This is a genomic window from Nonomuraea ferruginea, from assembly GCF_039540635.1.
Lineage (GTDB): Bacteria > Actinomycetota > Actinomycetes > Streptosporangiales > Streptosporangiaceae > Nonomuraea > Nonomuraea ferruginea.
This window is the reverse complement of the sequence record NZ_BAABFD010000016.1, coordinates 178,645-199,822: the sequence shown is the minus strand read 5'-3', so window position 1 is coordinate 199,822 and position 21,178 is coordinate 178,645. Positions and strand designations below refer to the sequence as shown.

Here is a 21,178-nt window from a genome sequence, read left to right as displayed (position 1 = left end):
CAACGAATGCCCGCCGTGCGCTGCCCAAAACGAGCCGAAGTAACTTGTCCGGGCACTTATTAAGCCGCCACGATCCCCGTTTTACTTTTTCAGCGGAAGTCCACGGAGAAGCCCCGGTCAATCAAAATCTGGGAAACTCCGGTTTCGCCGTTCCAGGCACCGGACACACAATATCCGCACTTATATCGAGGAGGGCCGCTGTGTCCTGCCTGTCACGACATCCGCACGTCACCGCGCCCGCTGCCGACCTCGTGGTCGCGCAGCGGGCCGACCCGCAGCCCCGCCCGGCGGCACTGGCCGACCACCTCGGGCAGCGCGCCGAGCGCCGAACGCCAGCAGCCGGCGGCGGACGTGTGATCGGTGTCGTGCAGCACGACGGTCGCGCCGCCCCCCAGCCCCGGGCGCAGTCGCGCCATGACGGACTCCGGCGTGGCCGAAGCCGTCCAGTCCTGACCCGACACGGTGCACAGCACCGGGCGGAGCCGGTGCAGCCGGGTCGCGACCAGCGCCTCGGCGCTGAGCACCCCGTACGGCGGCCGGTACCAGACGGGCCGGACCCCGGTGAACGACCGGACGAGATCGGCTGTCCGGCCCATCTCCGAGGTGACCGCTCCGGGGCGGGTGACGAGGGCGTTGGTGTGCCGCCAGCCGTGCACCGCCATCTCGTGCCCCTCGGCCACGATCCGTCGCCCCACCTCAGGATGGCGTTCGAGCATCTCCCCGAGGACGAAGAACGTGGCCCGGCAGCCGAGCCGGCCGAGCTCGTCCAGGAAGAACGGCGTGGAACGCGGATCGGGACCGTCGTCGAAGGTCAGCGCGACATGGTCGTCGCGGCCCGCGCCCGCCAGCCGGGGCAGCCGGCGCCGCGCCGTGGCCAGCCAGGTGGCGCCAGGACCGACGTGGACGAACGCCAGCCCCGCCAGCGCCAGCGGCAGCGCGGCCCGCTTGATCATTGCGTCCCCCCGCGGGCCGGACGATGAGCGCCGAGGGCAGGCGTCTGCTGATCATCAGCGCCGCCATGGGCGCCGGGCACGACGCCGTGGCGGCGGAACTGGCCCGCCGCCTCACTTCCCTGGGCGCCGACGTGCAGGTCGTCGACGTGCTTCATCTGCTCCCCCTCCGCCTGGGCCGCCTGTTGCGCGGGTCGTACCGCTGGATGATCAGGCGTGCTCCGTGGCTGTACGAGGTCATCTACCGGGTATTCTTCGCGGCCAAACGCGCCCCCTCGGTCTCCCCGCTGACGGCGCTCGCCGGGGTGCGGCTGCTGCGCCTGGTCTCGCACCGCCCGCCGGACGAGGTGATCTCGACCTTCCATGTCGCGGCCCAGGTGACCGGGACGCTGCGGCGGCGTGGCCGGCTTCCGGCGACGAGCACCGTGCTCGTGACCGACTTCGCCGTGCACCGGCTGTGGCTGCATCCGGGCAACGACCGGTATCTGTGTCCGAACCCGGCGACGATCCCGCGCATCGCCGCGCTGACGGGCCGGCCCGCGTCCGTGCACGCCCCGGTCGTCCGGCCCGCGTTCCTCGACCGTACGCGGCCGGCTGCCGGCGACGTCCGGGCCCGCATCGGCGCCGCGCCCGGCGACCGGCTGGTGCTCATCTCCTCGGGATCGTGGGGAGTGGGACACGTCGCGGAGACCGCCCGGATCGTGGCGCGTTCCGGCCGGTACGTGCCGGTCATCCTGTGCGGGCGCGACGCCGGGCTGCGCCGCCGCCTCGCCGGTGCCCACGGAGGGCTGGCCCTCGGCTGGCAGGAGGACATGCCCGCGCTCATGTCGGCGGCCTACGCCCTGGTCGACAACGGTGCGGGGCTGACCTGCGAGGAGGCCTTCGCCGCGGGCCTGCCCGTCATCTCCTACCGGCCCATCCCGGGACACGGGCTCGACGGCGCGCTGGCCATGGCCCGCGCGGAGGTGACGGTGCACGCGCCCGACGCCGCGTCTCTCGTACACGCGCTCGATCAGTTGCGGGACGCGCGCCGGCGCGACCGCCTGCTCGCCCGGGCCTCGGCCCTCTTCGACGCCGCGCCGGCCGAGGCGGTGCTGCTACGTTGACGGCGAGTCCTTGAGCAAGGGCGTTCTCGCGAGCATCACGGTGCCGAGGAAGATCACGCCGATGCCGGCCGCCTCAAGGACGATCCACGGCCCCGTGCGGACGTCCTCCCCGAACATCAGGGTGCCGTACAGAATGCCGGCGACGGGGTCGCTGATGGTCAGCGCCGGCTGCGCGACCACCAGCGGCCCGCTACGGAACGTGATCTGCAGGAGGAACAGGCTGCACAGCCCCGCGACCACCATCGCGTACGGCTGCCACGAGGTCACCAGAGACCCCGGAGCACTCTCCAGGATCATGGTGCTCTCCTTGATGAGCGCGGCGGTGAAGGCGAACCCGAAGCCCGTCGCCACCCCGAACAGCGCGGGCCGGCCACGGCCGCCGAAGAGGTACGCGACCGCGCAGAGTCCGAAGATCGCCCCGACCGTCGCGGTCGCCGCCAGGGCCCACACCTCCGTGCTGGGACGATCGTGGCCGACGCTGGGCGCCGCGCTCAGCAGGAAGATCGCCAGCCCGCCGGTCATGGCCGCGACCGCGAGCCACGGCCGCCGCCCCACGTGTCCGCCCAGGATCAGCGGGATCAGGACCAGCGTGAACGGCAGCTCCGTGACGAGGACCGGCTGGACCAGCGCCAGGGGTCCGGTCGCCAGCGCCGCGGCCTGGAAGACGAAGCCGCCGATGAGCGCGGCGATCCCGGCCAGCCAGACCGGACGCCGGACCAGCGCCAGGACCTGCCGCGGCCCGAACTCCTCCTGCTGGGGCAGGGACAGCGCCGCCTGACGCTGGAGGTTGGAGGCAGCGGCGTTGGAGGCCGCGGCCAGCAGAGCCAGCACCACCGAGATCAAGGGCCCTCGCCTTCGACGCCGCACAGTCATCCGGGGAGGGATGACCGAGATCTTCCACATGTCCCTTGCCGGAAACGGCGTTTTACGATCTCCCGGCCTTGGTGTGGGAGTTCACGGACGGCCCGTCAGCGGGCCGGAGTCCGGGGGCGGTTCCACCAGAGGGAGAGGGACAGGGCGGCGGTGATGAGGACGGCGCCGCCGGCGGCGAAGGCGGCGGCCGTGTCGACCCGCTGACGGACGACGGTGAAGGTGCCGGGGAGTGCGTCGAGGGCGCTCTGGAGCTGGTCGGCGTTCTCGGCGCGGTGGTAGGCGCCGCCGGTGGTCTCGGCGATCTCCTTGAGCGCGGGCTCGTCGATCATGCGGACGTTCCGGCCGCCCCGGTCGAATCCGCCCCGGCCGCCCCAGCCACCGCCCCAGCCTCGGCCGTCGAACTGCGAGTTGTCGCAGACCATCGGGGCCGGGTTCGTGGTGCCGAAGCCGATGGGGAAGACGCGGACGCGGCGCAGGGCCGCTTCCCTGGCGGCGGTCTCGGGGTCCACGCCCTGGGTGTTGGCCCCGTCGGTGAGGACGACGATCGCGGCGCCGGCGTAGCCTTCGCCGGGACCGCCCGGGTCGGCCCCGGTGGGGGCGACCGACGGGTCGACCTCGGCGATCGCGTCGATCGAGGTGAGCACGGCCTGCCCGATGGCGGTGCCGCGGGCCACGGTGAGTCCGTCCAGCGCCTCGATCAGCGCGTCGGTGTCGTCGGTGGGTGGGACGAGCAGGCCCGCGGTGCCGGCGAAGGTGACCAGGCCGATGCGCGGGCCGCCGCGCTGCGACTCGATGAACTCCGCCGCGGCTTTCCTCGCGGCGGTGATGCGGTTGGGGTCGACGTCCGTGGAGCACATGGAGCCGGAGGTGTCGAGTGCGAGCAGGATCGTCGCCGACGTCCGCGGCACCGGCAGGGACGCCTGCGGCCGCGCCGCCCCGACGACCAGCAGCACGAGCCCGGCCACGAGCAGCGCCGGGGGGATCTTGCGCGTCCATCGGGTGCGGCCGGGCAGGGCGGTGCGGACGAGCGCGATCGAGGTGACGCGCACGGCCGCGCGTCGGCGGCGGCGCAGCGCCCACCAGCGGATGGCGAAGATCAACGGGATGACCATGACTGACAGGAGCGCCCACGGCCACGACAACGTCATTCAGATCACCCGTCCAGACCGGAGCACGGTGAGCGCCGCTCCTGCGGTGAGCAGCGCGAGGGCGAGCCCGATCAGGCCGCCGGCGAGGGGCAGCGGCTCGTCGGAGACGGTGAGCCGCAGGTCGATCGTGTCGGCGATCCCGTCGAGCCGCGCGGCGTCGGAGGCGGGGTGGTAGGCGCCGCCGGTGGTCCGCGCGATCGCGGTGAGGGTGTCCTCTTCGAGCGAGCTCTGCAGGTGGAAGCCGTCGACCTTCACCGTCGCCCCGGCCGCGGTGCCGATCCCGACGGTGTGGACCTGGACGCCCGCCTTCTGGGCCACGGCCGCGGCCTGTTCCAGGTCGCCGCCCCGGTTCTGGCCGTCGGAGAACATCACGATCGTGGCCGACGGCCAGTAGCCGATGTCGGGCGCGGCGCCGTCGCGGCCGACCGCCACCTGCTTACCGGTGATCGCCGAGAGCGAGGCGGTGATGGCCGTCCCGAGCGAGGTGCCGCCGGTGACCTTCAGCCGGTCGATGGCCTTGAGCGCGATGGAGTGGTCGGCGTCGGGCCGCGCCGTGGTGAGGGCGCCCCGCTCGAACGCGACCACGCCGATGTCGACGCTGCCGGGCTGGGCCGCCACGAACGCGCGGGCCGCCCGCTGCGCGGCCGCCAGCCGGGTGGGCGCGACGTCGTCGGCGCTCATGCTGTTGGAGACGTCGATGGCGAGGATGACGGTGCCCGCGGTCCGCGGCACCGGCACCATGGCCGCCGGTCCCGCGGTGGCGATCGCCAGCACCCCGACGCCGGCGATCGTCAGACCGGCTCCCACGTACGTCCCGCGCCCGCGCCGCGGCACGACCCCGGCCGCGGCGAGTGCCGCCGTCCGGCGGCGCGCCGAGACGACGGCCGCCCAGGCGAGCGCCACGGTGACGACCAGCCCGAGGACCAGCAGCAGCGGCGACGACAGGGTCATGGCGACCGGTCCCGGGTGCGGGCGACGACCTCGACGAGCGCCTCGGCCAGGTCGCGGTCGGTGTCGACGCGGTGGACGGGCACCCCGGCGCGGCGCATGCCCGCCGCGAGCCGGGCGTCGCGGTCGTCGACGGCCTGGCGGAACCGTACCCGGAGCAGCGGGTCGGCGGAGTCGACGACGAGTTGCTCGCCGGTCTCGGCGTCCTCGACGACGATCAGCCCGGCTTCGGGCAGCACGTCGTCGGCGGTGTCCGCGATCCGCAGGGCGACCACCTCGTGCCGCCGGGCCAGGCGCTGGAGCGAGCGTTCCCAGTCGCCGTCGCCGATGAAGTCCGACAGCACGACGATGAGCGCGCGGCGGCGGGCCAGCCGTCCGGCCGCGTCGAGCATCTCCGCCAGGTCGGTGGTGGCGCCGCCGCGGGCCTGACCGGTGCGGGCCAGTTCGGCGCCGATCCGCAGCGTGTGCCGCCGGGAGGTGCCGGGCGGCACGACGCGCAGCACCCCGGTGTCGAACAGCAGGGCGCCGACGCGGTTGCCGCCCCGGCCGAACAGCCGGGCCAGGACGAGCGCGAGCTCGGCCAGCACGTCGTGCTTGCCGCGCCCCGGCCGGCCGGCCGCCATCGACGCCGACCGGTCGAGCACCAGCCAGACCGTCAGCTCGCGGTCCTCGGTGAACACCCGCAGGTGCGGCTCGTCCAGCCGCGCGGTCACGTTCCAGTCGATGTGCCGGGCGTCGTCGCCTTCTCCGTACGGGCGCAGGCCGGTGAAGTCGATCCCGGAGCCGCGGTGCGCGGTGCGGTGGGCGCCCTGGAGCCGGCCGTCGAGCCTGCGGACGACCTTCCACTCCAGGCGGAGCAGGAGCTTCTCGGGGGCGGTGGCCATCAACGGTTCTGCAGGACGACGTCGGGCGTCCAGACGGCCCCGAGCACCCTGGTGATGATCGTGTCGGCGTCGACGTCGTCCGCGAGCGCCTCGTAGGACAGCACGAGGCGGTGGCGGAGCACGTCGAGCGCGAGCTCGGTCAGGTCGTGCGGCAGGACGTAGTCGCGGCCGCGCAGGAACGCCAGCGCGCGGGCGCCCGTGACCAGCGCGATGGACGCCCGCGGGCTCGCCCCGTGGGTGACGTACGGTTCCAGCTCGCCGAGCCCGGCCGTCGCGGGGGAACGCGTCACGGCGACCAGCCGTACCGCGTAGTCGACGATCGCCGGGTCGACGTAGACCTGCTGGGCGCGGGCGCGCATGGCCATCAGGTCCTCGGCCGTGACCATGGGCTGCGGCGGCTGGGGCGGGCGCAGCGCCCGGCTGACGATCGCCTGCTCCTCGGCCTGGGTCGGATAGTCGACGACCACCTTCATCATGAACCGGTCGACCTGCGCCTCGGGCAGCGGGTAGGTGCCCTCCGACTCGATCGGGTTCTCCGTCGCCATGACCAGGAACGGCTCGGGCACCCGGAACGTCTCCCGGCCGATCGTCACCTGGTGCTCCTGCATCACCTCCAGCAGGGCGCTCTGCACCTTGGCCGGGGCGCGGTTGATCTCGTCGGCCAGCAGCAGGTTCGCGAACACCGGGCCGAGCTCGGTCCGGAACTCGCCGGAGTGCTGGTGGTAGACCCGCGTGCCCACGAGGTCGGCGGGCACCAGGTCGGGGGTGAACTGGACGCGCTGGAAGCTTCCGGCGATCGCGGCGGCCAGCGACCGCACCGCGAGCGTCTTGGCCAGGCCGGGCACGCCCTCGACGAGCAGGTGCCCGTCGGCGACCAGCGCCACGGCCATCCGCTCCAGCAGCACGTCCTGCCCGACGATGGTGCGTTTGACCTCGAACAGCACCTGTTCGAGCGGGTGGGCCGGGTCGGGGGAAGAGGTCATCGCATTCCTTCGGTCAGATCTGGGGTCCGTCGCCCGGCGGGCCGTCGCCTTCGTCACCGCCCAGGGCGGCGCCGATCGGCACCGCGAACGCGATGCCGGCGAACGCCTCGTCGCCTCCCGGGTCGGCGATCGAGACGACGATGCCGATGACCAGGCCGCGGGCGTCCAGGAGGGGGCCGCCGGAGCTGCCCGGGTTGACGGAGGCGTCGAACTGGATGAGCCCTCTCAGGCCGCCTTTGTCGGTGCTGCGGTTCAGGCCCGACACGACGCCGGTGGAGACGCTGTAGGCCAGGCCCAGCGGGTTGCCGATCGCCACGACGGGCGCGCCCACGGCCGCGGCGCCGCCGAGCGTCGCCGGGACGACGATCTCCGGCAGCTTCGCGGGCTTGAGCATCGCGATGTCGAGCTTGGGGTCGGACGACACGACGGCGGCCTTCGCCCTGGTGCCGTCGGCGAACGTCAGGGTCACGTCCTTCGCGTCCTCGACGACGTGGTGCGCCGTCAGGATCGTGCCGTCCTCGGCCGCGATCACCCCGGTGCCGAGCGACTTCCCGGCGCGGATGACCACCACCGACGGCCCGACCCTGTCGAAGACCTCGGGCACCGTGAGGGTCGCGCTGGGGGTCGGCGTCGCGCTCGGCGCGGGCGCGGCCTCCTCGCCGTTCCCGCCGCTGCTTCCCAGCCAGTACGCCAGCACGGCCACGACGACGAGTGCCACTCCCCCGACGACGAACCACCGAGCCCTACCGGCCATGGCTCCCTGAGTTCCCTGAGCCTCGGCCGCACCCGTCTCCTGCGGCACGTGCTCCATCGCCCCATCGTCATAAATTTCAGGCGAAAGTGCTACAAACTCCGCCTGAGAACTCCATGAGAACCGAGCGAGTCCCATCCGGCATCGATCCGTGACGTACCGGCGCATCCAACGGAGTAGGACTTCCCTGGAGAATCCGGAGATGACGGGATGACCAGATTCCTCGTCGCGCTCGCCGCCGTACTGACACTCACCGCCTGCGCTCCGCCGTCCCCCGACGTGGCGGCGCTCGACCACGAGTTCGCCCGGCGGTCCACCGTACGCGTGGACGTCGAGCTCACCGTCCGGGCCGACGACGCGCCCGCTGGACACACCTTCCGCCAGCGCGGCGTGCTGAAGCTCAGCCCGTCGGGAGCCGACGGTGCGGACCTCGTCCTGGAGTCGTCCCACGACGGGCCACGGTCCCTGCACTCGATCCAGACCGGAGGCCACGTCTACTACGACCGGCCGCCCTGGTCACGGATGCCCCTCGTGGTCGACGAGGTCACCTGCGACGTGCCGTCCTACATCGGCTGCCTCGTGGACGTGCTCCGGCCCGGGGTCGCCGAGGCGCTGCTCGCCGCTTCCGTCTCGACGGCGCCGGACGGGGCGGGGACCGTACGGCACAGCGGTGTCATCACCGGCGATCGGCTCCACCAGGCCGCCGGGAAGAGACTTCTCTCCCTGCCCATGAGTGTGGTCCCGGCGGCCCTGTCCGGCGACGCGGAGCACTCCTGGTCGATGTGGATCGGCGCCGACGGGCTGCCGCGCCGCGTCCAGGCGTCCGGCCCGATGAGCTCGGTGGTGCCCGAACCGGTGAGCGGTCTCTTCATGACCGTGGACATCCGCTTCCACGACTGGGGCGGGTCCCGGACGATCAGCGCCCCGGCCGACTACATCGACGTCGGGTGACCGTACGGCCGAAAACCGGTTGCCTCGCGTGATCATCGTCCGGGAATGTGGTGTCCATGATGCTTTGACGGACAACGCCCCCTGATCCCCCATCCTGTTCAGCGAAGAGAGCGTCTTGTCTCAGCAAACCTCGGCCACCGTCGCCGTGTTCGCCTCCCCCACGAGCTGGATCGAGTCCGACGCCCTGGACCAGTGTCACCAGGTGGCCGCGCTCGACGGCATGATCCACGTCGCCGCCATGCCGGACCTGCACCCGGGCAAGGGCGCCCCCATCGGCGCCGCCATGACGTCCGCCACGCTGTACCCGTTCCTGGTGGGCTCCGACATCGGCTGCGGCATCGCCGTGTTCCCCATCAGGCTCAGGCGCGCCGACCCGGCCAGGCTCGCCGCCCGGTTCCCCGACCTCGACCACGCGCCGGACGCCGACGACCCGGCGTGGGACGTGGTGGAGGGCGACATCCCCGCCGGTCACGTCGAAGGGCTCGGCACGGTCGGCCGGGGCAACCACTTCGTCGAGCTGGCGCGCGTCGGGACCGTCTTCGAGCCGGACCACGCGAGCCGGCTCGGCTTGGCCGCCGGCGACCTGGTGCTCGTCGTCCACAGCGGCTCGCGCGGCCTGGGCGAACGGATCCTGCGCGCGCACACCGAGGTCCACGGCGCCGGCCCGGCCCCCGATCCCGCCGCCTACCTGGCGATGCACGACGACGCCGTACGGTGGGGCTCGCTCAACCGGCGGCTGATGGCCGCCCGGGTCGCGCACGCCCTGGGCGCGGAGCCCGCCGAGCCGGTCGTCGACCAGTGCCACAACCTCGTGGAGGTCCGCGACGGGGTCTACCTGCACCGCAAGGGGGCGGCGCCGGGCGACGGCCGTGACGTGCTCATCGCCGGCACCCGCGGCACCCCGTCCTACCTCGTGGCCGCCCACGCCGGGCCCGACGCGAACCACTCCGTGGCGCACGGCGCGGGCCGCAAGATGTCGCGGGCGGACGCCCTGCGCCGGGGCCGGGCCAAGCACACGGTCGAGGAGCTGCGCCGCACCCCGGTGGGATCGCTGGTGGTGTGCGGCGACCGGCAACTGCTCTTCGAGGAGGCGCCGACGGCCTACAAGCGCATCGAGCAGGTGATCGCCGACCTCGTGGAGCACGGCCTGGCCACGCCCGTGGCCACCACGGTCCCGCTGGTCACCTACAAGACGGCCGACATCGGAAGGGACCGGCGCCGTAAGAGAGGACGGTCGTGAGCGTCCACCTGCTCCTGTCGGCCGGGCGTGGCCCGCAGGAGTGCGCCTGGGCGCTGGCCCGGCTCCTGCACCGCCTGGAAGCCGACGCCGCCCGGCGGCGTCTGGAGACCCATCGCGCCCAGGCCGTGCCCGGTGACCGGCCCGGCACGTACCGATCGGTCGTCGTCCGGATCACGGGAGCGGACGCGGAGGCGTTCGCCGCCTCGTGGACCGGAACCCTGTGCTGGCAGGCCCCCAGCCCGTACCGGGCCCGCGCGGGCCGCAAGAACTGGTATGTCATCGCCCAGCCGTGCGAGGTCGAGGCCCCGTCCACCACGTTCGCCGAAGCGGACGTCGACGTCGTCGCCTGCCGCACCGGCGGGCCCGGCGGGCAGCACCGCAACAAGGCGAGCACCGCGGTGCGCGCGACCCACCGGCCCACGGGTCTCGTCGTGGTGGTCGACACCGAGCGGCTGTTCAGCCTCAACCGCCGCCTCGCCATGCGCCTGCTGCGCGAACGCATCGAGCGCGGCGACGAGGCCGCGGCGCGCGACCTCACCACCGCCCGCTGGCGCGTCCACGACGAGCTCGTCCGAGGCGACCCCACCCGGGTCGAACGCCCGTAACCGCCCAGCTCACCGGACCGGCGACGCCTGCCTCGCCGCGCGGCGTGGGCACGCCTTAGGATCAGGGCCATGGCCTTGACGGTGAGCGACGTCGACCGGTTCGAGGCCTCCAGGCCGCGTCTGGAGGCCATCGCCTACCGCCTTCTCGGCTCCGCCGGTGAGGCCGAGGACGCCGTGCAGGAGACGTTCCTGCGCTGGCAGGCCGCCGACGCCGAGCACATCGAGGTGCTGGAGGCCTGGCTCACGAAGGTCCTCACCAACCTGTGCCTCAACCAGCTCACCTCCGCGCGGGCGCGCCGCGAGACCTACGTGGGCCGATGGCTGCCCGAGCCGCTGCTCGCCGGCGACCCGATGCTCGGCCCCGCCGACACCGCCGAGCAGCGCGAGTCGGTCTCGTACGCGGTGCTCGCCCTCATGGAGCGCCTGTCCCCCGGCGAGCGGGCGGTCTACGTGCTGCGGGAGGCGTTCGACTTCCCGCACCGGGAGATCGCCGAGATCCTCGACATCTCCGAGGCCGCCAGCCAGCAGACCTTCCACCGCGCCAAGAAGCACGTCGCGGCCGGCAAGGCGCGCGCCGAGGTCGACGAGGCCGCCGCCCGGCGGATCATCGAGGAGTTCCTGACGGCCGCCGCCACGGGCAAGACCGAGCCGCTCGTGCGCCTGCTCACCGAGGACGCCGTCTCGGTCGGCGACGGCGGCGGGAAGGTCCCGGCCCGGGTCAAGCCGTTCGAGGGCGCGGTCGCGGTCGCCAAGTTCGTCCGGGGGCTGGTCAGGCCCGCCGCGGCCAAGCGCGCGTTCACCGGCGGCGCGCCCGAGGTCTACGCCTGGACCGCCAACGGCGGCCCCGCCGTGGTGGCCGTCGTCGAAGGCCGGGTCGTCGGCGTCATGTGCCTGAGGGTCACCGACGAGGGCATCGCCGAGCTCTACAACCAGGTCAACCCCGACAAGCTCGAACGGGCGACCGCGCGCTGGGCGGCATCCGATCACGGGGAACCCCTGTTCACCATTCTGTGAGGCGCTTCACACCGCGTTCCTGTCAGGAAACGGCGGGCTGTCCGGTTCAAAGGGCACATCCGCGTAAGACAGGAGCGAGGAAATGCAGCATCGCGTCATCGTCCTCGGCGCCGGCTACTCCGGGGCCATCGCCGCCGGCCGTCTCGCCAAGCGGCTCCATCGCGAGGACGTCGCCATCACTCTCGTCAACTCCGAGCCCGACTTCGTGGAGCGGATCCGCATGCACCAGCTGGCGGCGGGCCAGGACCTCAAGCCCCGGCCGTACAGCGAGATGTTCGCCGGCACCGGCGTCGAGGTGAGGATCGCGAACGTCACCGGCATCGACGTCGACGGCAAGACCGTCACCGTCACCGGCCCGGACGGCGCCGCGCAGCTCGCGTACGACACGCTCGTCTACGCCCTCGGCAGCGGCTGGAACTCACAGGGCGTCCCGGGGACCGCCGAGCACGCCTATGAGATCGCCGGCCGTCCGGGAGCGCTCAGGCTGCGGGAGCGCCTGGCCCGTCTCGGCGCCGGGGAGAGGGTGGTGGTCGTCGGCGGCGGCCTCACCGGCCTGGAGGCCGCGACCGAGATCGCCGAGTCCCGCCCGGACCTCGACGTCGCCCTCGCCGCCGACGGCGCCCTCGGAGACTGGCTGTCGCCCAAGGGCCGCGCGCACCTGTGGAAGGTCTTCGGCAAGCTGGGGATCACCGTGTACGAGCACGCCGCCGTGACCCGCGTGGACGCCGACCGCGTGGCAACGGCGGACGGCAGGGACATCCCGGCCGCGGTCACCGTGTGGACGACCGGCTTCGCCGTCCACCCGATCGCGAAGGCGACCGCCCTGAAGGTCACCGGCACCGGCCAGATCGTGGTCGACGGGATGATGCGCTCGGTCTCGCACCCGGACGTGTACGCCGTCGGCGACGCGGCCTTGGCGATGGGCGCCGGGGACAAGCCGCTGCGGATGTCGTGCGCCTCGGGAGGGCCGATGGCATGGCAGGCGGCCGACGCCATCGCGGCGGGGCTGACCGGCGGGAAGCTCCCGAACGCGCCGCTCCGCTACTTCAACCAGTGCATCTCGCTGGGCCGCAAGGAGGGTTTGATCCAGTACGTCACCGCCGACGACCGCGCGAGGCGGGCGGCTCTGACCGGGCGGATCGCCGCCGTCTACAAGGAAGTGGTCTGCAAGGGCGCCGCCTGGAACGTCGCCAACCCGACGTTCGGGCTCCCGGTCCGCCGCCGCCGCGTCACCCCGGACCGGGCCGCCAAGGCCTCGGCCGCCAGAGCGTCCGCGTAACCTGAGGCGACCTCCAGGCGGGGCGGCGCGCGAAGCGACGTCCGTGCGGGACGCACGAATCTCCCTGTCATCACCCCCGCCGGAGGCAGCGTGCGGGGTTGATGACGCCGCGTGAGATGCTGCATCGGTGTCCACGACCGAGCAGGCCGAACCGGCCCCGCGCCGCCGGCGGGGCCGTCCCGGTTATGACCAGCCGGCGATACTCCGGGCCGCGATCGACCTGTTCAACCGGCGGGGGTACGACGCCACCAGCATGGGCGACCTGGCCAAGGAGCTGGGGCTGACCAAGCCGGCCATCTACCACCACGTCACGAGCAAGGAGCAGCTGCTCGGCCTGGCGCTCGACGACGCGCTCGACGAGCTGACCGCCGTCGTGACCGAGGCGTCGCGCGAGCGGGCCGGCGTCGGCGCCTACGAGCGGCTGCGCGAGGTGGTGCGGCGCAGCGTGGAGGTGCTGGTGGCGCACCAGCCGTCCGTGACGCTGCTGCTGCGGGTGCGCGGCAACAGCGAGGTCGAGCTGGCGGCGCTGGAACGGCGGCGCTGGCTCGACGACCGGCTGGCCGCGCTCGTCGCCGAAGCCGTGGCGGAGGGCGCGCTGCGCGACAACGTGCCGCCGGCGCTGGTGAGCCGGCTGCTGTTCGGGATGGTGAACTCGCTGGTCGAGTGGTACCGGCCGGACGGCGCCTACGACCCGGTGATGGTGGCCGACGCGATCACCACCGTCGCCTTCGACGGGCTGGCGAAGCACGAGGCCTGACGACGCTCAGGCGTCGTAGTCGACGGTCACCTGCTCGCCCGCCGGGAACGTCTGGCAGGTCAGCACGAATCCGGCCGCGACCTCGTACGGTTCGAGCGCGTAGTTGCGGCGCATGTCCACCTCGCCCGCGCGCACGACGGCGCGGCAGGTGCCGCAGACGCCGCCCTTGCAGGCGAACGGCAGGTCGCCGCGGGCGGCCTGGGCGCTGTCCAGGAGGGTCGTCTCCCGGGAGACGGTCGAGGTGGTGCGGCGGCCGTCGAGCACGGTGGTCAGCTCGGTGGTCGCGCCGGACGGGATCCCGTCGCCGGTCCGCCTCGGCGCGGGCGGCGGGGCGTCGGCGTAGAACAGCTCGACGTGCACGCGTTCCGCGGGGACGCCCAGCTCGGCGAGCACCGGGCGCGCTTCCTCGATCATGCGCAGCGGCCCGCACAGCCAGACGTGGTCGAACACCTCGACGGGGACGAGACCGGTGAGCAGGCGGCGCAGCCGGTCGCCGTCGAGCCGGCCGGACAGCAGCTCGACCTCGCGCGGCTCGCGTGAGAACGTGTGCACGACCTGGAGGCGGGGGCCGTAGCGGTTCTTCAGGTCGCCGAGCTCCTCGGCGAACATGACGGTGCGGCTGGTGCGGTTGCCGTACAGGAGCGAGACGTGGGCCCCCGGGTGGGTGAGCACGGTCGAGGCGACCGACAGCATCGGGGTGATGCCGGAGCCGGCGGCGACGCACAGGTGCCGCTCGCCCGGGTCCGGGTCGGCCCGCCAGGAGCCGGTGGGCGGCTGGACCTCGATGACGGTGCCCGGCCCCACCTCGCGGACGAGCCAGGAGGAGAACAGGCCGCCGGGGATCTCGCGGACGCCGATGCGCGGGGCGGCGCCGGCGGGGGCGCAGATCGAGTACGAGCGGCGGTGCTCGTGCCCGTCGATGACGCGGCGCAACGTGAGCGACTGCCCGGCCCGGAAGGCGTACGCGGCGCGCAGCTCGTCGGGGACGGCGAACGTGATCGCGGTGGCGTCCTCGCACAGCCGGTCCACCGCCGACACGGTCAGCGGGTGGAAGACGGCGGCCCTGGACGGCGCGGGCGCGAGCGTGGTCATGGTCAGATCTCCTTGACGTGCTCGAACGGTTCGAGGCAGCCGGTGCAGCTGTAGAGGGCCTTGCAGGCGGTGGCGCCGAACTCGGAGGTGAGCCGGGTGGCCGCCGACCCGCAGCGCGGGCACGGTGGGGCCGACCGGGGCGGGCCGAGCGTCAGCGGGACCGGCCCGGTGCGGCGGGGGGCGGGGCCGGGCGCGGACAGCCCCGCCGCGCGCAGGGCCGCCCTGCCGCGTTCGGAGATCCAGTCGCTGGACCACGGCGGGTCCAGCACGACCCGCACCTCGACGCGGGCGAACCCGGCGTCGTTGAGCCGGTGCACGAGGTCGTCGCGCATGGTCGCCATGGCCGGGCATCCGGTGTACGTCGGCGTGATGGACGCGATCACGACCTCGCCGCCTTCCGCGTCCCGCACCACCTCGACACCGCGCAGCACCCCGAGGTCGGCGAGCGTGAGCATCGGCATCTCGGGATCACGCACCCGGCCCGCCGCCTCGACAGCCCGCCGCGCGGACGCCGTTCCCCCGGTCGCGGGCCGTCGGGTGGTCACCAGCGCCCCATGGGGTGGGCGCGGGCGACCACCTGCATCTCGGCGAGCAGGAGGCTGAGGGCCTCGGTGTGGAGGCCGTCGCGGCCGGTGCGGCCGCCGACGCCGGCCAGGGGCGCCCGTTCGGGGCGGTCGAGGCCGGCTGCGGTGAGGACCTGGCCGAAGACGGCGTCCACCGGATCGCGCAGCGACACCGGATCGACGCCGACCCCGGCCAGCGCCAGGGAGTGTTCGAGCGGGTGCGGGGCGACCAGTTCGGCCTGCAGCGGCCACAGCGCGTCGAGGGCGGCGAGGAGCCTGCGGCGCGACTCCTCTGTGCCGCGTGCCAGCGTGACGAACCAGCGCCCGGCCCAGTCGCGGTGGTAGGCGACCTCCTTGACGCCCTTGGCCGCGACGGCGGCGAGCACGTGGTCGCGGCTGACGCACAGCCGCTCCAGCAGCGCGAGCCGGGCCGTCGAGAACAGCAGCAGGCGGACGACGACGTGCGCGAAGTCCCCGTTGGCCACCTCGGCCAGGCGCACGTTGCGGAAGGCGCGGTCGTCGCGGAAGAAGGCGAGCGCGTCCTCCGGCGGCACCGGCGACCCCTCGGGCAGGCCGGGCACGACGCGCGGGTCCGCGGCGGCCGCCCGCGCCAGCAGCAGGCGCGCCTGCCCGAGGAGGTCGAGGGCCATGTTCGCCAGCGCGATGTCCTCTTCGAGGTCGGGGGCGCGGCTGCACCACTCCGACAGGCGCTGCGACATGATCAGGGCGTCGTCGCCGAGCATGAGACAGTACGCGGCCAGCTCGGCGGGGTCGACACCGTCGGGCGTGGTGGTGTCGACGCCGGCCAGCGGGTCCTCGAAGTCCGTGCCGAAGGCCCACTGGGAGGAGTCGCCGCCGAGCAGGCCGTCGAAGATGCTGCCGTGGTCGTCGTTCATCCTGCCCTCACATGTGCGGGACGTCGTCGGGGATCTCGTAGAACGTCGGGTGCCGGTAGACCTTGTCGCCGCTGGGCGCGAACAGCGGGTCCTTCTCGTCCGGGCTGGAGGCGGTGATGGCGTCGGCGCGCACCACCCAGATGCTGACGCCCTCGTTGCGCCGGGTGTAGACGTCGCGGGCGTGCCGCAGGGCCATCGCGTCGTCGGGGGCGTGCAGCGATCCGACGTGCACGTGGTTGAGTCCGCGCTTGCCCCGGACGAACACCTCGTAGAGCGGCCATTCCCGCCGGTCGCCGCTCATCGGGCGCCCTCCCGCTCCGCGAACGCGGTCGCCGCCTCGCGCACCCAGGCGCCGTCGTCGTGCGCGGCCCTGCGGTGGGCCAGCCGCTGCGCGTTGCACGGCCCGTCGCCGCGGATGACGGCGGCGAGCTCCCGCCAGTCAGGCTCGCCGAAGTCGTAGTGGCCGCGTTCCTCGTTCCAGCGCAGGCCGGGGTCGGGCAGCGTCACGCCGAGCGCGTCGGCCTGCGGGACGGTCATGTCGACGAACTTCTGGCGCAGCTCGTCGTTGGAGTTGCGCTTGATGCCCCACGCCATCGACCGCTCGCTGTTGGGCGAGTTCGCGTCCGGCGGGCCGAACATCATCAGCGACGGCCACCAGAACCGGTCGACCGACTCCTGCACCATGGCCCGCTGCTCGTCGGTGCCGCGCATCATCGTCATCAGCAGTTCGTAGCCCTGCCGCTGGTGGAAGGACTCCTCCTTGCAGATGCGGATCATCGCGCGGCCGTAGGGCCCGTAGGAGGTGCGGCAGAGCGGCACCTGGTTGCAGATCGCGGCCCCGTCGACCAGCCAGCCGATGGTGCCGACGTCGGCGTACGAGAGCGTCGGGTAGTTGAAGATCGAGGAGTACTTCTGGCGTCCGCTGAGCAGCAGGCCGGTCAGCTCGGCGCGGGACACGCCGAGGGTCTCGCACGCCGAGTACAGGTACAGCCCGTGCCCGGCCTCGTCCTGCACCTTGGCCAGCAGGATCGCCTTGCGGCGCAGGGAGGGCGCGCGGCCGATCCAGTTGCCTTCCGGCTGCATGCCGATGATCTCGGAGTGGGCGTGCTGGGCGATCTGGCGGACGAGCGTCTTGCGGTAGGCGTCCGGCATCCAGTCGCGCGGTTCGATGCGGTCGCGGCGGGCGATGGTCGCGTCGAACCCGGCCTGCAGCCGGGCCTCCAGGTCCGGCTCCGCTGGGATGGTCGTCATCTTCCCTCCGGAACGGGCTCATTTACTTATCGCTCGGTCAGTAATAAGGTCGCACACGAGTGGGCATCGACGCAACGGGGCGCGAGAGGAGACAGGGTGAGCACGCTGCTGGAGAGCTACGCAGCCGGACGGTGGTTCCGCGCGGCCGACGACGGGGAGCCGCTGCTCGACGCGGCCACGGGCGAGGAGGTCGCGCGCCTCTCCAGCCGAGGGCTGGACATCGCCGCGATGGTCCGCCACGCCCGCGAGACCGGCGGCCCCGCGCTGCGGTCCCTGACCTTCCACGAGCGGGCCGCGCTGCTCAAGGCGCTGGCCAAGCACCTGTCTGAGCGCAAGGAAGAGCTGTACGCGCTGTCGGTGCGTACCGGCGCCACCTCGCGCGACACCGCCGTGGACGTCGACGGCGGCATCGGCACCCTGTTCAGCTACGCCAGCAAGGGCGTACGGGAGCTGCCGAACGACACGGTCTTCCTGGACGGCGGCCTGGAGCGCCTGGGCAAGGGCGGCACGTTCGTCGGCCAGCACCTCTACACGTCCAGGCCGGGCGTGGCGCTGCAGATCAACGCCTTCAACTTCCCCGTCTGGGGCATGCTGGAGAAGCTGGCCCCGGCCTTCCTCGCCGGGCTGCCCTCGATCGTCAAGCCCGCCAGTCAGACGTCCTATCTGACCGAGCTCGCCGTCCGGCTGATCGTCGGCTCGGGCATCCTCCCCGAAGGCTCGATCCAGCTCGTCGCGGGCAGCGCGGCCGGGCTGCTCGACGAGCTGACCGTGCAGGACTCGGTGGCCTTCACCGGCTCGGCGCACACCGCCGGGATCCTGCGCCGCCACCCGAACGTGCTCGACGGCGGCGTGCTGCTCGGCGTCGAGGCCGACTCGCTGAACTGCTCCGTCCTCGGCCCCGACGTGCGGCCGGACGACCCGGAGTTCGACCTGTTCGTGAAGGGCGTCGTCACCGAGATGACGGTCAAGGCGGGGCAGAAGTGCACGGCCATCCGCCGCGCGCTGGTGCCCTCGGCGATGGCCGACCAGGTGGTGGAGGCGCTGGCCGCGCGCCTTGCGCGGGTGACCGTGGGCGACCCGCGCAACCCCGACGTGCGGATGGGCGCGCTGGCCGGGCTCGGCCAGCGCGAGGAGGTGCGCAAGGCCGTCGAGGCGCTGCGCGCCGGCGCCGACGTCGTGGCCGGCGACCTCGCGGGCGGGCCTCTGCTCGACGGGGACGCGACGCGCGGCGCGTTCATGACCCCGCTCCTGCTGCGTGCCCGGCCCGGCGCCACCGAGCCGCACGAGGTGGAGCCGTTCGGGCCCGTCAGCACCGTGCTCACCTACGACACCCTGGACGAGGCGGTCGCCCTGGCGGCGCGGGGCCGGGGCAGCCTGGTCGCCTCCGTCGTCACCCACGACCCCGAGGTCGCCCGGTCCGTCGTGCTCGGGCTCGCGCCGTGGCACGGCCGGGTCCTCGTCCTCGACCGGGACGACGCCGCCGAGTCCACTGGTCACGGTTCGCCGCTGCCCGTCCTCGTCCACGGCGGCCCGGGGCGGGCCGGCGGCGGCGAGGAGCTGGGCGGGGTGCGCGGCGTGCTGCACCACATGCAGCGGACCGCCGTCCAGGCCTCCCCCGACCTGCTCACCGCCGTCACCGGGCGCTGGACGACCGGCGCGGCGCGCATCGACTCGGACGTACACCCGTTCCGCAAGTCGCTGGCCGAGCTGCGGATCGGCGACACGATCGCGTCGCCGCCGCGCACGGTCTCGCTCGACGACATCGAGCACTTCGCCGAGTTCACCGGCGACACCTTCTACGCGCACACCGACCCGGAGGCGGCCGCGCGCAACCCGCTGTTCGGCGGCATCGTCGCCCATGGATATCTGGTCGTCTCGCTGGCGGCCGGGCTGTTCGTGGACCCCGCGCCGGGGCCGGTGCTGGCGAACTTCGGCGTGGACGCGCTGCGCTTCCTCACGCCGGTCAAGGCGGGCGACGCCATCGCCGTGACGCTGACCGTCAAGCAGATCACGCCGCGCAGCGGGGCCGGCCACGGCGAGGTCCGCTGGGACGCCGTCGTGACCAACCAGGAAGGGCGCGCGGTCGCCACGTACGACGTCCTCACGCTGGTGGCCAAGACGTGGGACGAGAACGCGCGGTGAGCGACACCGGCGAGGGCTGGCCGGCACGTCCTGCCGCTCCGCTGGACGACGTGGACCGGGCGATCATCGCCGAGCTGCTGCGCGACGGGCGCATGTCGGTGCGGAACCTGGCCGAGCGCGTGCACATCTCGCGCGCCAGCGCCTACGCGCGCCTGGCCAGGCTCCTGGACGACGGCGTGATCACGGGTTTCACGGCCGAGCTCGCGCCGGCGAAGGCGGGCCTGGGCACCAGCGCGTACGTCTCGGTGGCCATCGAGCAGAACACCTGGCGGCAGGTGTCGGCGCGGTTGCGCGAGATCGCGTACGTGGAGCACATCGCCATGGTCGGCGGCGACTACGACCTGCTGGTGCTGGTCAGGACACCGGACAACGAGGCGCTGCGGCACATGGTGCTGGAGCGCATCCAGGACATCCCCGGCGTGCGCGCGACCAGGACGTGGCTGGTGTTCGACGAGGCCCGCGGCCGGGGCGCGGAGTGGTGAGCCAAACGTCCGGCTCACCCTCCGCAAGAAACCCGATTGGATCGACATTTGGCCCACATAAGCTCCATTTTTGGCCATTTGTCGCTGTTTGTACGTGATGTCTTGAGCAGGTGGCTCGCGCGGCACACGCTTCTCTTGTCAAACGTCCAGAGAAAGCGAGTGTCGCCATGTCCCATCACCAGGTGGCCGGCCTTCTCCCCGCGCCCGTCCCGGTGCGCTTCGTCGCCGAGGACGGCACCGCCGTCGATCCGCCCGCCGGTTACCGGGCGCCCGCGGACGAACAGCTCGCCGAGGCCTACCGCCGGATGGTCCTGGGCCGCCGCTTCGACCGCCAGGCGACCGCGCTGACCAAGCAGGGCAGGCTCGCCGTCTACCCGTCCAGCATGGGGCAGGAGGCCTGCCAGGTCGCCGGCGTGCTCGCGCTGGGCGCGGACGACTGGCTGTTCCCCACCTACCGCGACTGCGTGGCCCTGGTCGCGCGCGGCCTCGACCCGGTCGAGGTGCTCACCCTGCTGCGCGGCGACTGGCACTGCGGCTACGACCCCGCGGCCACCCGCGTCGCGCCCCAGTGCACGCCGCTGGCCACCCAGACCGTGCACGCGGTCGGCATGGCCGAGGCGCTGCGCCGCAAGGGCGAGGACGCGGTCGTGATGGCCTTCGTGGGCGACGGCGGCACCAGCGAGGGCGACTTCCACGAGGCGCTCAACTTCGCGGGCGTGCTGCGCTCCCCGGTCGTGTTCTTCGTGCAGAACAACAAGTACGCGATCTCGGTGCCGCTGGCCAGGCAGACCGCGGCCCCGGCGCTCGCGTACAAGGGCGTCGGGTACGGCGTCCGCTCCGAGCAGGTGGACGGCAACGACCTGGTCGCGGTGCTGTCCGTGCTGACCGAGGCGGTGCGGCACGCCCGTGAGGGAGGCGGCCCGTTCCTGGTAGAGGCGCACACGTACCGCATGGACGCGCACACCAACGCCGACGACGCCACCCGCTACCGCGACGACGAGGAGGTCGAGCGGTGGGCGGCGGCCGACCCGCTGGCCCGGCTGGAGACCTACCTGCGCGACCGGGGCCTGCTCGACGCGGCGGGCGTCACGGCGGCGCGCGAGGCGGCCGAGGCGTTCGCTGCCCGCGTCCGCGACGGCCTGAACGCCGACCCGGAGACGGACCCGTACGAGCTGTTCGACCACGTCTACGCCGACCCCACGCCGCAGTTGCGCGAGCAGCGCGAGCTGCTGGCGGCCGAGCTGACCGCACCGGAGGAGTGAC

Annotated in this window: 22 protein-coding genes; 10 read left to right on the top strand and 12 right to left on the bottom strand. The window is 73.3% G+C overall.

The annotated features are described in order from the left end of the window. Nucleotides 1-212: 212 nt before the first annotated feature. A complete protein-coding gene (locus tag ABD999_RS28930; RefSeq protein ID WP_271278258.1) occupies nt 213-953 on the bottom strand; it encodes a polysaccharide deacetylase family protein in 741 nt (246 codons plus the stop codon). Here ABD999_RS28930 and ABD999_RS28925 point away from each other — a divergent pair. Next, on the top strand, nt 953-2,056 hold the full coding sequence (locus ABD999_RS28925) for an MGDG synthase family glycosyltransferase (protein WP_271278259.1): 1,104 nt from the start codon (nt 953-955) through the stop codon (nt 2,054-2,056). The two genes, ABD999_RS28930 and ABD999_RS28925, sit on opposite strands and share 1 nt — an antisense overlap. Here ABD999_RS28925 and ABD999_RS28920 read toward each other — a convergent pair. From ABD999_RS28920 to ABD999_RS28895, 6 genes are all read right to left on the bottom strand, one after another. Then, entirely contained in the window at nt 2,048-2,890 is an 843-nt protein-coding gene (locus ABD999_RS28920; protein ID WP_271278273.1) for a DMT family transporter, read from the bottom strand. The genes ABD999_RS28925 and ABD999_RS28920 overlap by 9 nt on opposite strands. 134 nt (nt 2,891-3,024) lie before the next feature. Then, on the bottom strand, nt 3,025-4,077 hold the full coding sequence (locus ABD999_RS28915) for a vWA domain-containing protein (protein WP_271278260.1): 1,053 nt from the start codon (nt 4,075-4,077) through the stop codon (nt 3,025-3,027). Further along, a complete protein-coding gene (locus ABD999_RS28910; RefSeq protein ID WP_271278261.1) occupies nt 4,078-5,028 on the bottom strand; it encodes a VWA domain-containing protein in 951 nt (316 codons plus the stop codon). It abuts the gene before it with no gap. Next, complete coding sequence (locus ABD999_RS28905) at nt 5,025-5,909, bottom strand: DUF58 domain-containing protein (RefSeq protein WP_271278262.1); 885 nt, start codon at nt 5,907-5,909, stop codon at nt 5,025-5,027. The genes ABD999_RS28910 and ABD999_RS28905 overlap by 4 nt, the downstream gene beginning before the upstream one ends. Beyond that, entirely contained in the window at nt 5,909-6,892 is a 984-nt protein-coding gene (locus ABD999_RS28900) for an AAA family ATPase (protein WP_246640192.1), read from the bottom strand. The genes ABD999_RS28905 and ABD999_RS28900 overlap by 1 nt, the downstream gene beginning before the upstream one ends. A 13-nt stretch (nt 6,893-6,905) precedes the next feature. Beyond that, nucleotides 6,906-7,646 carry a S1C family serine protease gene (locus tag ABD999_RS28895; protein WP_271278263.1) on the bottom strand — a complete coding sequence of 247 codons (741 nt, stop codon included), beginning with the start codon at nt 7,644-7,646 and terminating at the stop codon, nt 6,906-6,908. A gap of 207 nt (nt 7,647-7,853) precedes the next feature. On the opposite strand from ABD999_RS28895, the gene ABD999_RS28890 reads away from it, so the two are divergent. The 6 genes from ABD999_RS28890 to ABD999_RS28865 all read left to right on the top strand — a co-directional run bounded on the left by ABD999_RS28890 (nt 7,854) and on the right by ABD999_RS28865 (nt 13,489). Next, the gene (locus ABD999_RS28890) at nt 7,854-8,594 is read left to right on the top strand and encodes a hypothetical protein (RefSeq protein ID WP_271278264.1); all 741 of its coding nucleotides are present in this window, start codon (nt 7,854-7,856) and stop codon (nt 8,592-8,594) included. Nucleotides 8,595-8,709: 115 nt separating this feature from the next. Then, nucleotides 8,710-9,834: an RNA ligase RtcB family protein gene (locus ABD999_RS28885; RefSeq protein ID WP_271278265.1), complete on the top strand. Its 1,125-nt coding sequence runs from the start codon at nt 8,710-8,712 to the stop codon at nt 9,832-9,834. Beyond that, complete coding sequence (prfH, locus tag ABD999_RS28880; protein WP_271278266.1) at nt 9,831-10,439, top strand: peptide chain release factor H; 609 nt, start codon at nt 9,831-9,833, stop codon at nt 10,437-10,439. The genes ABD999_RS28885 and prfH overlap by 4 nt, the downstream gene beginning before the upstream one ends. A gap of 69 nt (nt 10,440-10,508) precedes the next feature. Continuing rightward, nucleotides 10,509-11,453, top strand: a complete 945-nt coding sequence (locus tag ABD999_RS28875) for an RNA polymerase sigma-70 factor (protein WP_271278267.1) — start codon at nt 10,509-10,511, stop codon at nt 11,451-11,453. Between the two features lie 82 nt (nt 11,454-11,535). Further along, on the top strand, nt 11,536-12,732 hold the full coding sequence (locus tag ABD999_RS28870) for an NAD(P)/FAD-dependent oxidoreductase (protein WP_271278268.1): 1,197 nt from the start codon (nt 11,536-11,538) through the stop codon (nt 12,730-12,732). A 127-nt stretch (nt 12,733-12,859) separates the two neighbouring features. Continuing rightward, the gene (locus tag ABD999_RS28865; protein ID WP_148034986.1) at nt 12,860-13,489 is read left to right on the top strand and encodes a TetR/AcrR family transcriptional regulator; all 630 of its coding nucleotides are present in this window, start codon (nt 12,860-12,862) and stop codon (nt 13,487-13,489) included. 6 nt (nt 13,490-13,495) lie between these two features. On the opposite strand, the gene paaE is transcribed toward ABD999_RS28865, so the two are convergent. Genes paaE through paaA form a run of 5 tightly spaced genes read right to left on the bottom strand, consistent with a single transcriptional unit; the run spans nt 13,496 to nt 17,291 of the window. Beyond that, nucleotides 13,496-14,581 (bottom strand): 1,2-phenylacetyl-CoA epoxidase subunit PaaE, encoded by a 1,086-nt coding sequence (paaE, locus tag ABD999_RS28860; protein ID WP_271278269.1) that lies wholly within the window; start codon nt 14,579-14,581, stop codon nt 13,496-13,498. Between the two features lie 2 nt (nt 14,582-14,583). Continuing rightward, the gene (gene paaD, locus ABD999_RS28855; RefSeq protein ID WP_378525288.1) at nt 14,584-15,129 is read right to left on the bottom strand and encodes a 1,2-phenylacetyl-CoA epoxidase subunit PaaD; all 546 of its coding nucleotides are present in this window, start codon (nt 15,127-15,129) and stop codon (nt 14,584-14,586) included. Continuing rightward, nucleotides 15,123-16,040 (bottom strand): 1,2-phenylacetyl-CoA epoxidase subunit PaaC, encoded by a 918-nt coding sequence (gene paaC / locus ABD999_RS28850; RefSeq protein WP_271278271.1) that lies wholly within the window; start codon nt 16,038-16,040, stop codon nt 15,123-15,125. The genes paaD and paaC overlap by 7 nt, the downstream gene beginning before the upstream one ends. Before the next feature lie 7 nt (nt 16,041-16,047). Further along, nucleotides 16,048-16,341, bottom strand: coding sequence for a 1,2-phenylacetyl-CoA epoxidase subunit PaaB (gene paaB, locus ABD999_RS28845; protein WP_219545954.1), 294 nt, complete (start codon nt 16,339-16,341; stop codon nt 16,048-16,050). Next, nucleotides 16,338-17,291, bottom strand: a complete 954-nt coding sequence (gene paaA / locus ABD999_RS28840) for a 1,2-phenylacetyl-CoA epoxidase subunit PaaA (protein WP_148034991.1) — start codon at nt 17,289-17,291, stop codon at nt 16,338-16,340. Before paaA ends, paaB begins: the two co-directional genes overlap by 4 nt. A 96-nt stretch (nt 17,292-17,387) precedes the next feature. Between paaA and paaZ the strand changes: the two genes are divergently transcribed. The 3 genes from paaZ (at nt 17,388) to pdhA (ending at nt 21,177) form a co-directional block, all read left to right on the top strand. Further along, entirely contained in the window at nt 17,388-19,433 is a 2,046-nt protein-coding gene (gene paaZ / locus ABD999_RS28835) for a phenylacetic acid degradation bifunctional protein PaaZ (protein WP_345482976.1), read from the top strand. Further along, complete coding sequence (locus ABD999_RS28830; protein WP_378525286.1) at nt 19,412-19,915, top strand: Lrp/AsnC family transcriptional regulator; 504 nt, start codon at nt 19,412-19,414, stop codon at nt 19,913-19,915. Before paaZ ends, ABD999_RS28830 begins: the two co-directional genes overlap by 22 nt. A gap of 167 nt (nt 19,916-20,082) precedes the next feature. Then, nucleotides 20,083-21,177, top strand: a complete 1,095-nt coding sequence (pdhA, locus tag ABD999_RS28825) for a pyruvate dehydrogenase (acetyl-transferring) E1 component subunit alpha (RefSeq protein WP_271279502.1) — start codon at nt 20,083-20,085, stop codon at nt 21,175-21,177. Nucleotide 21,178 lies beyond the last annotated feature (1 nt).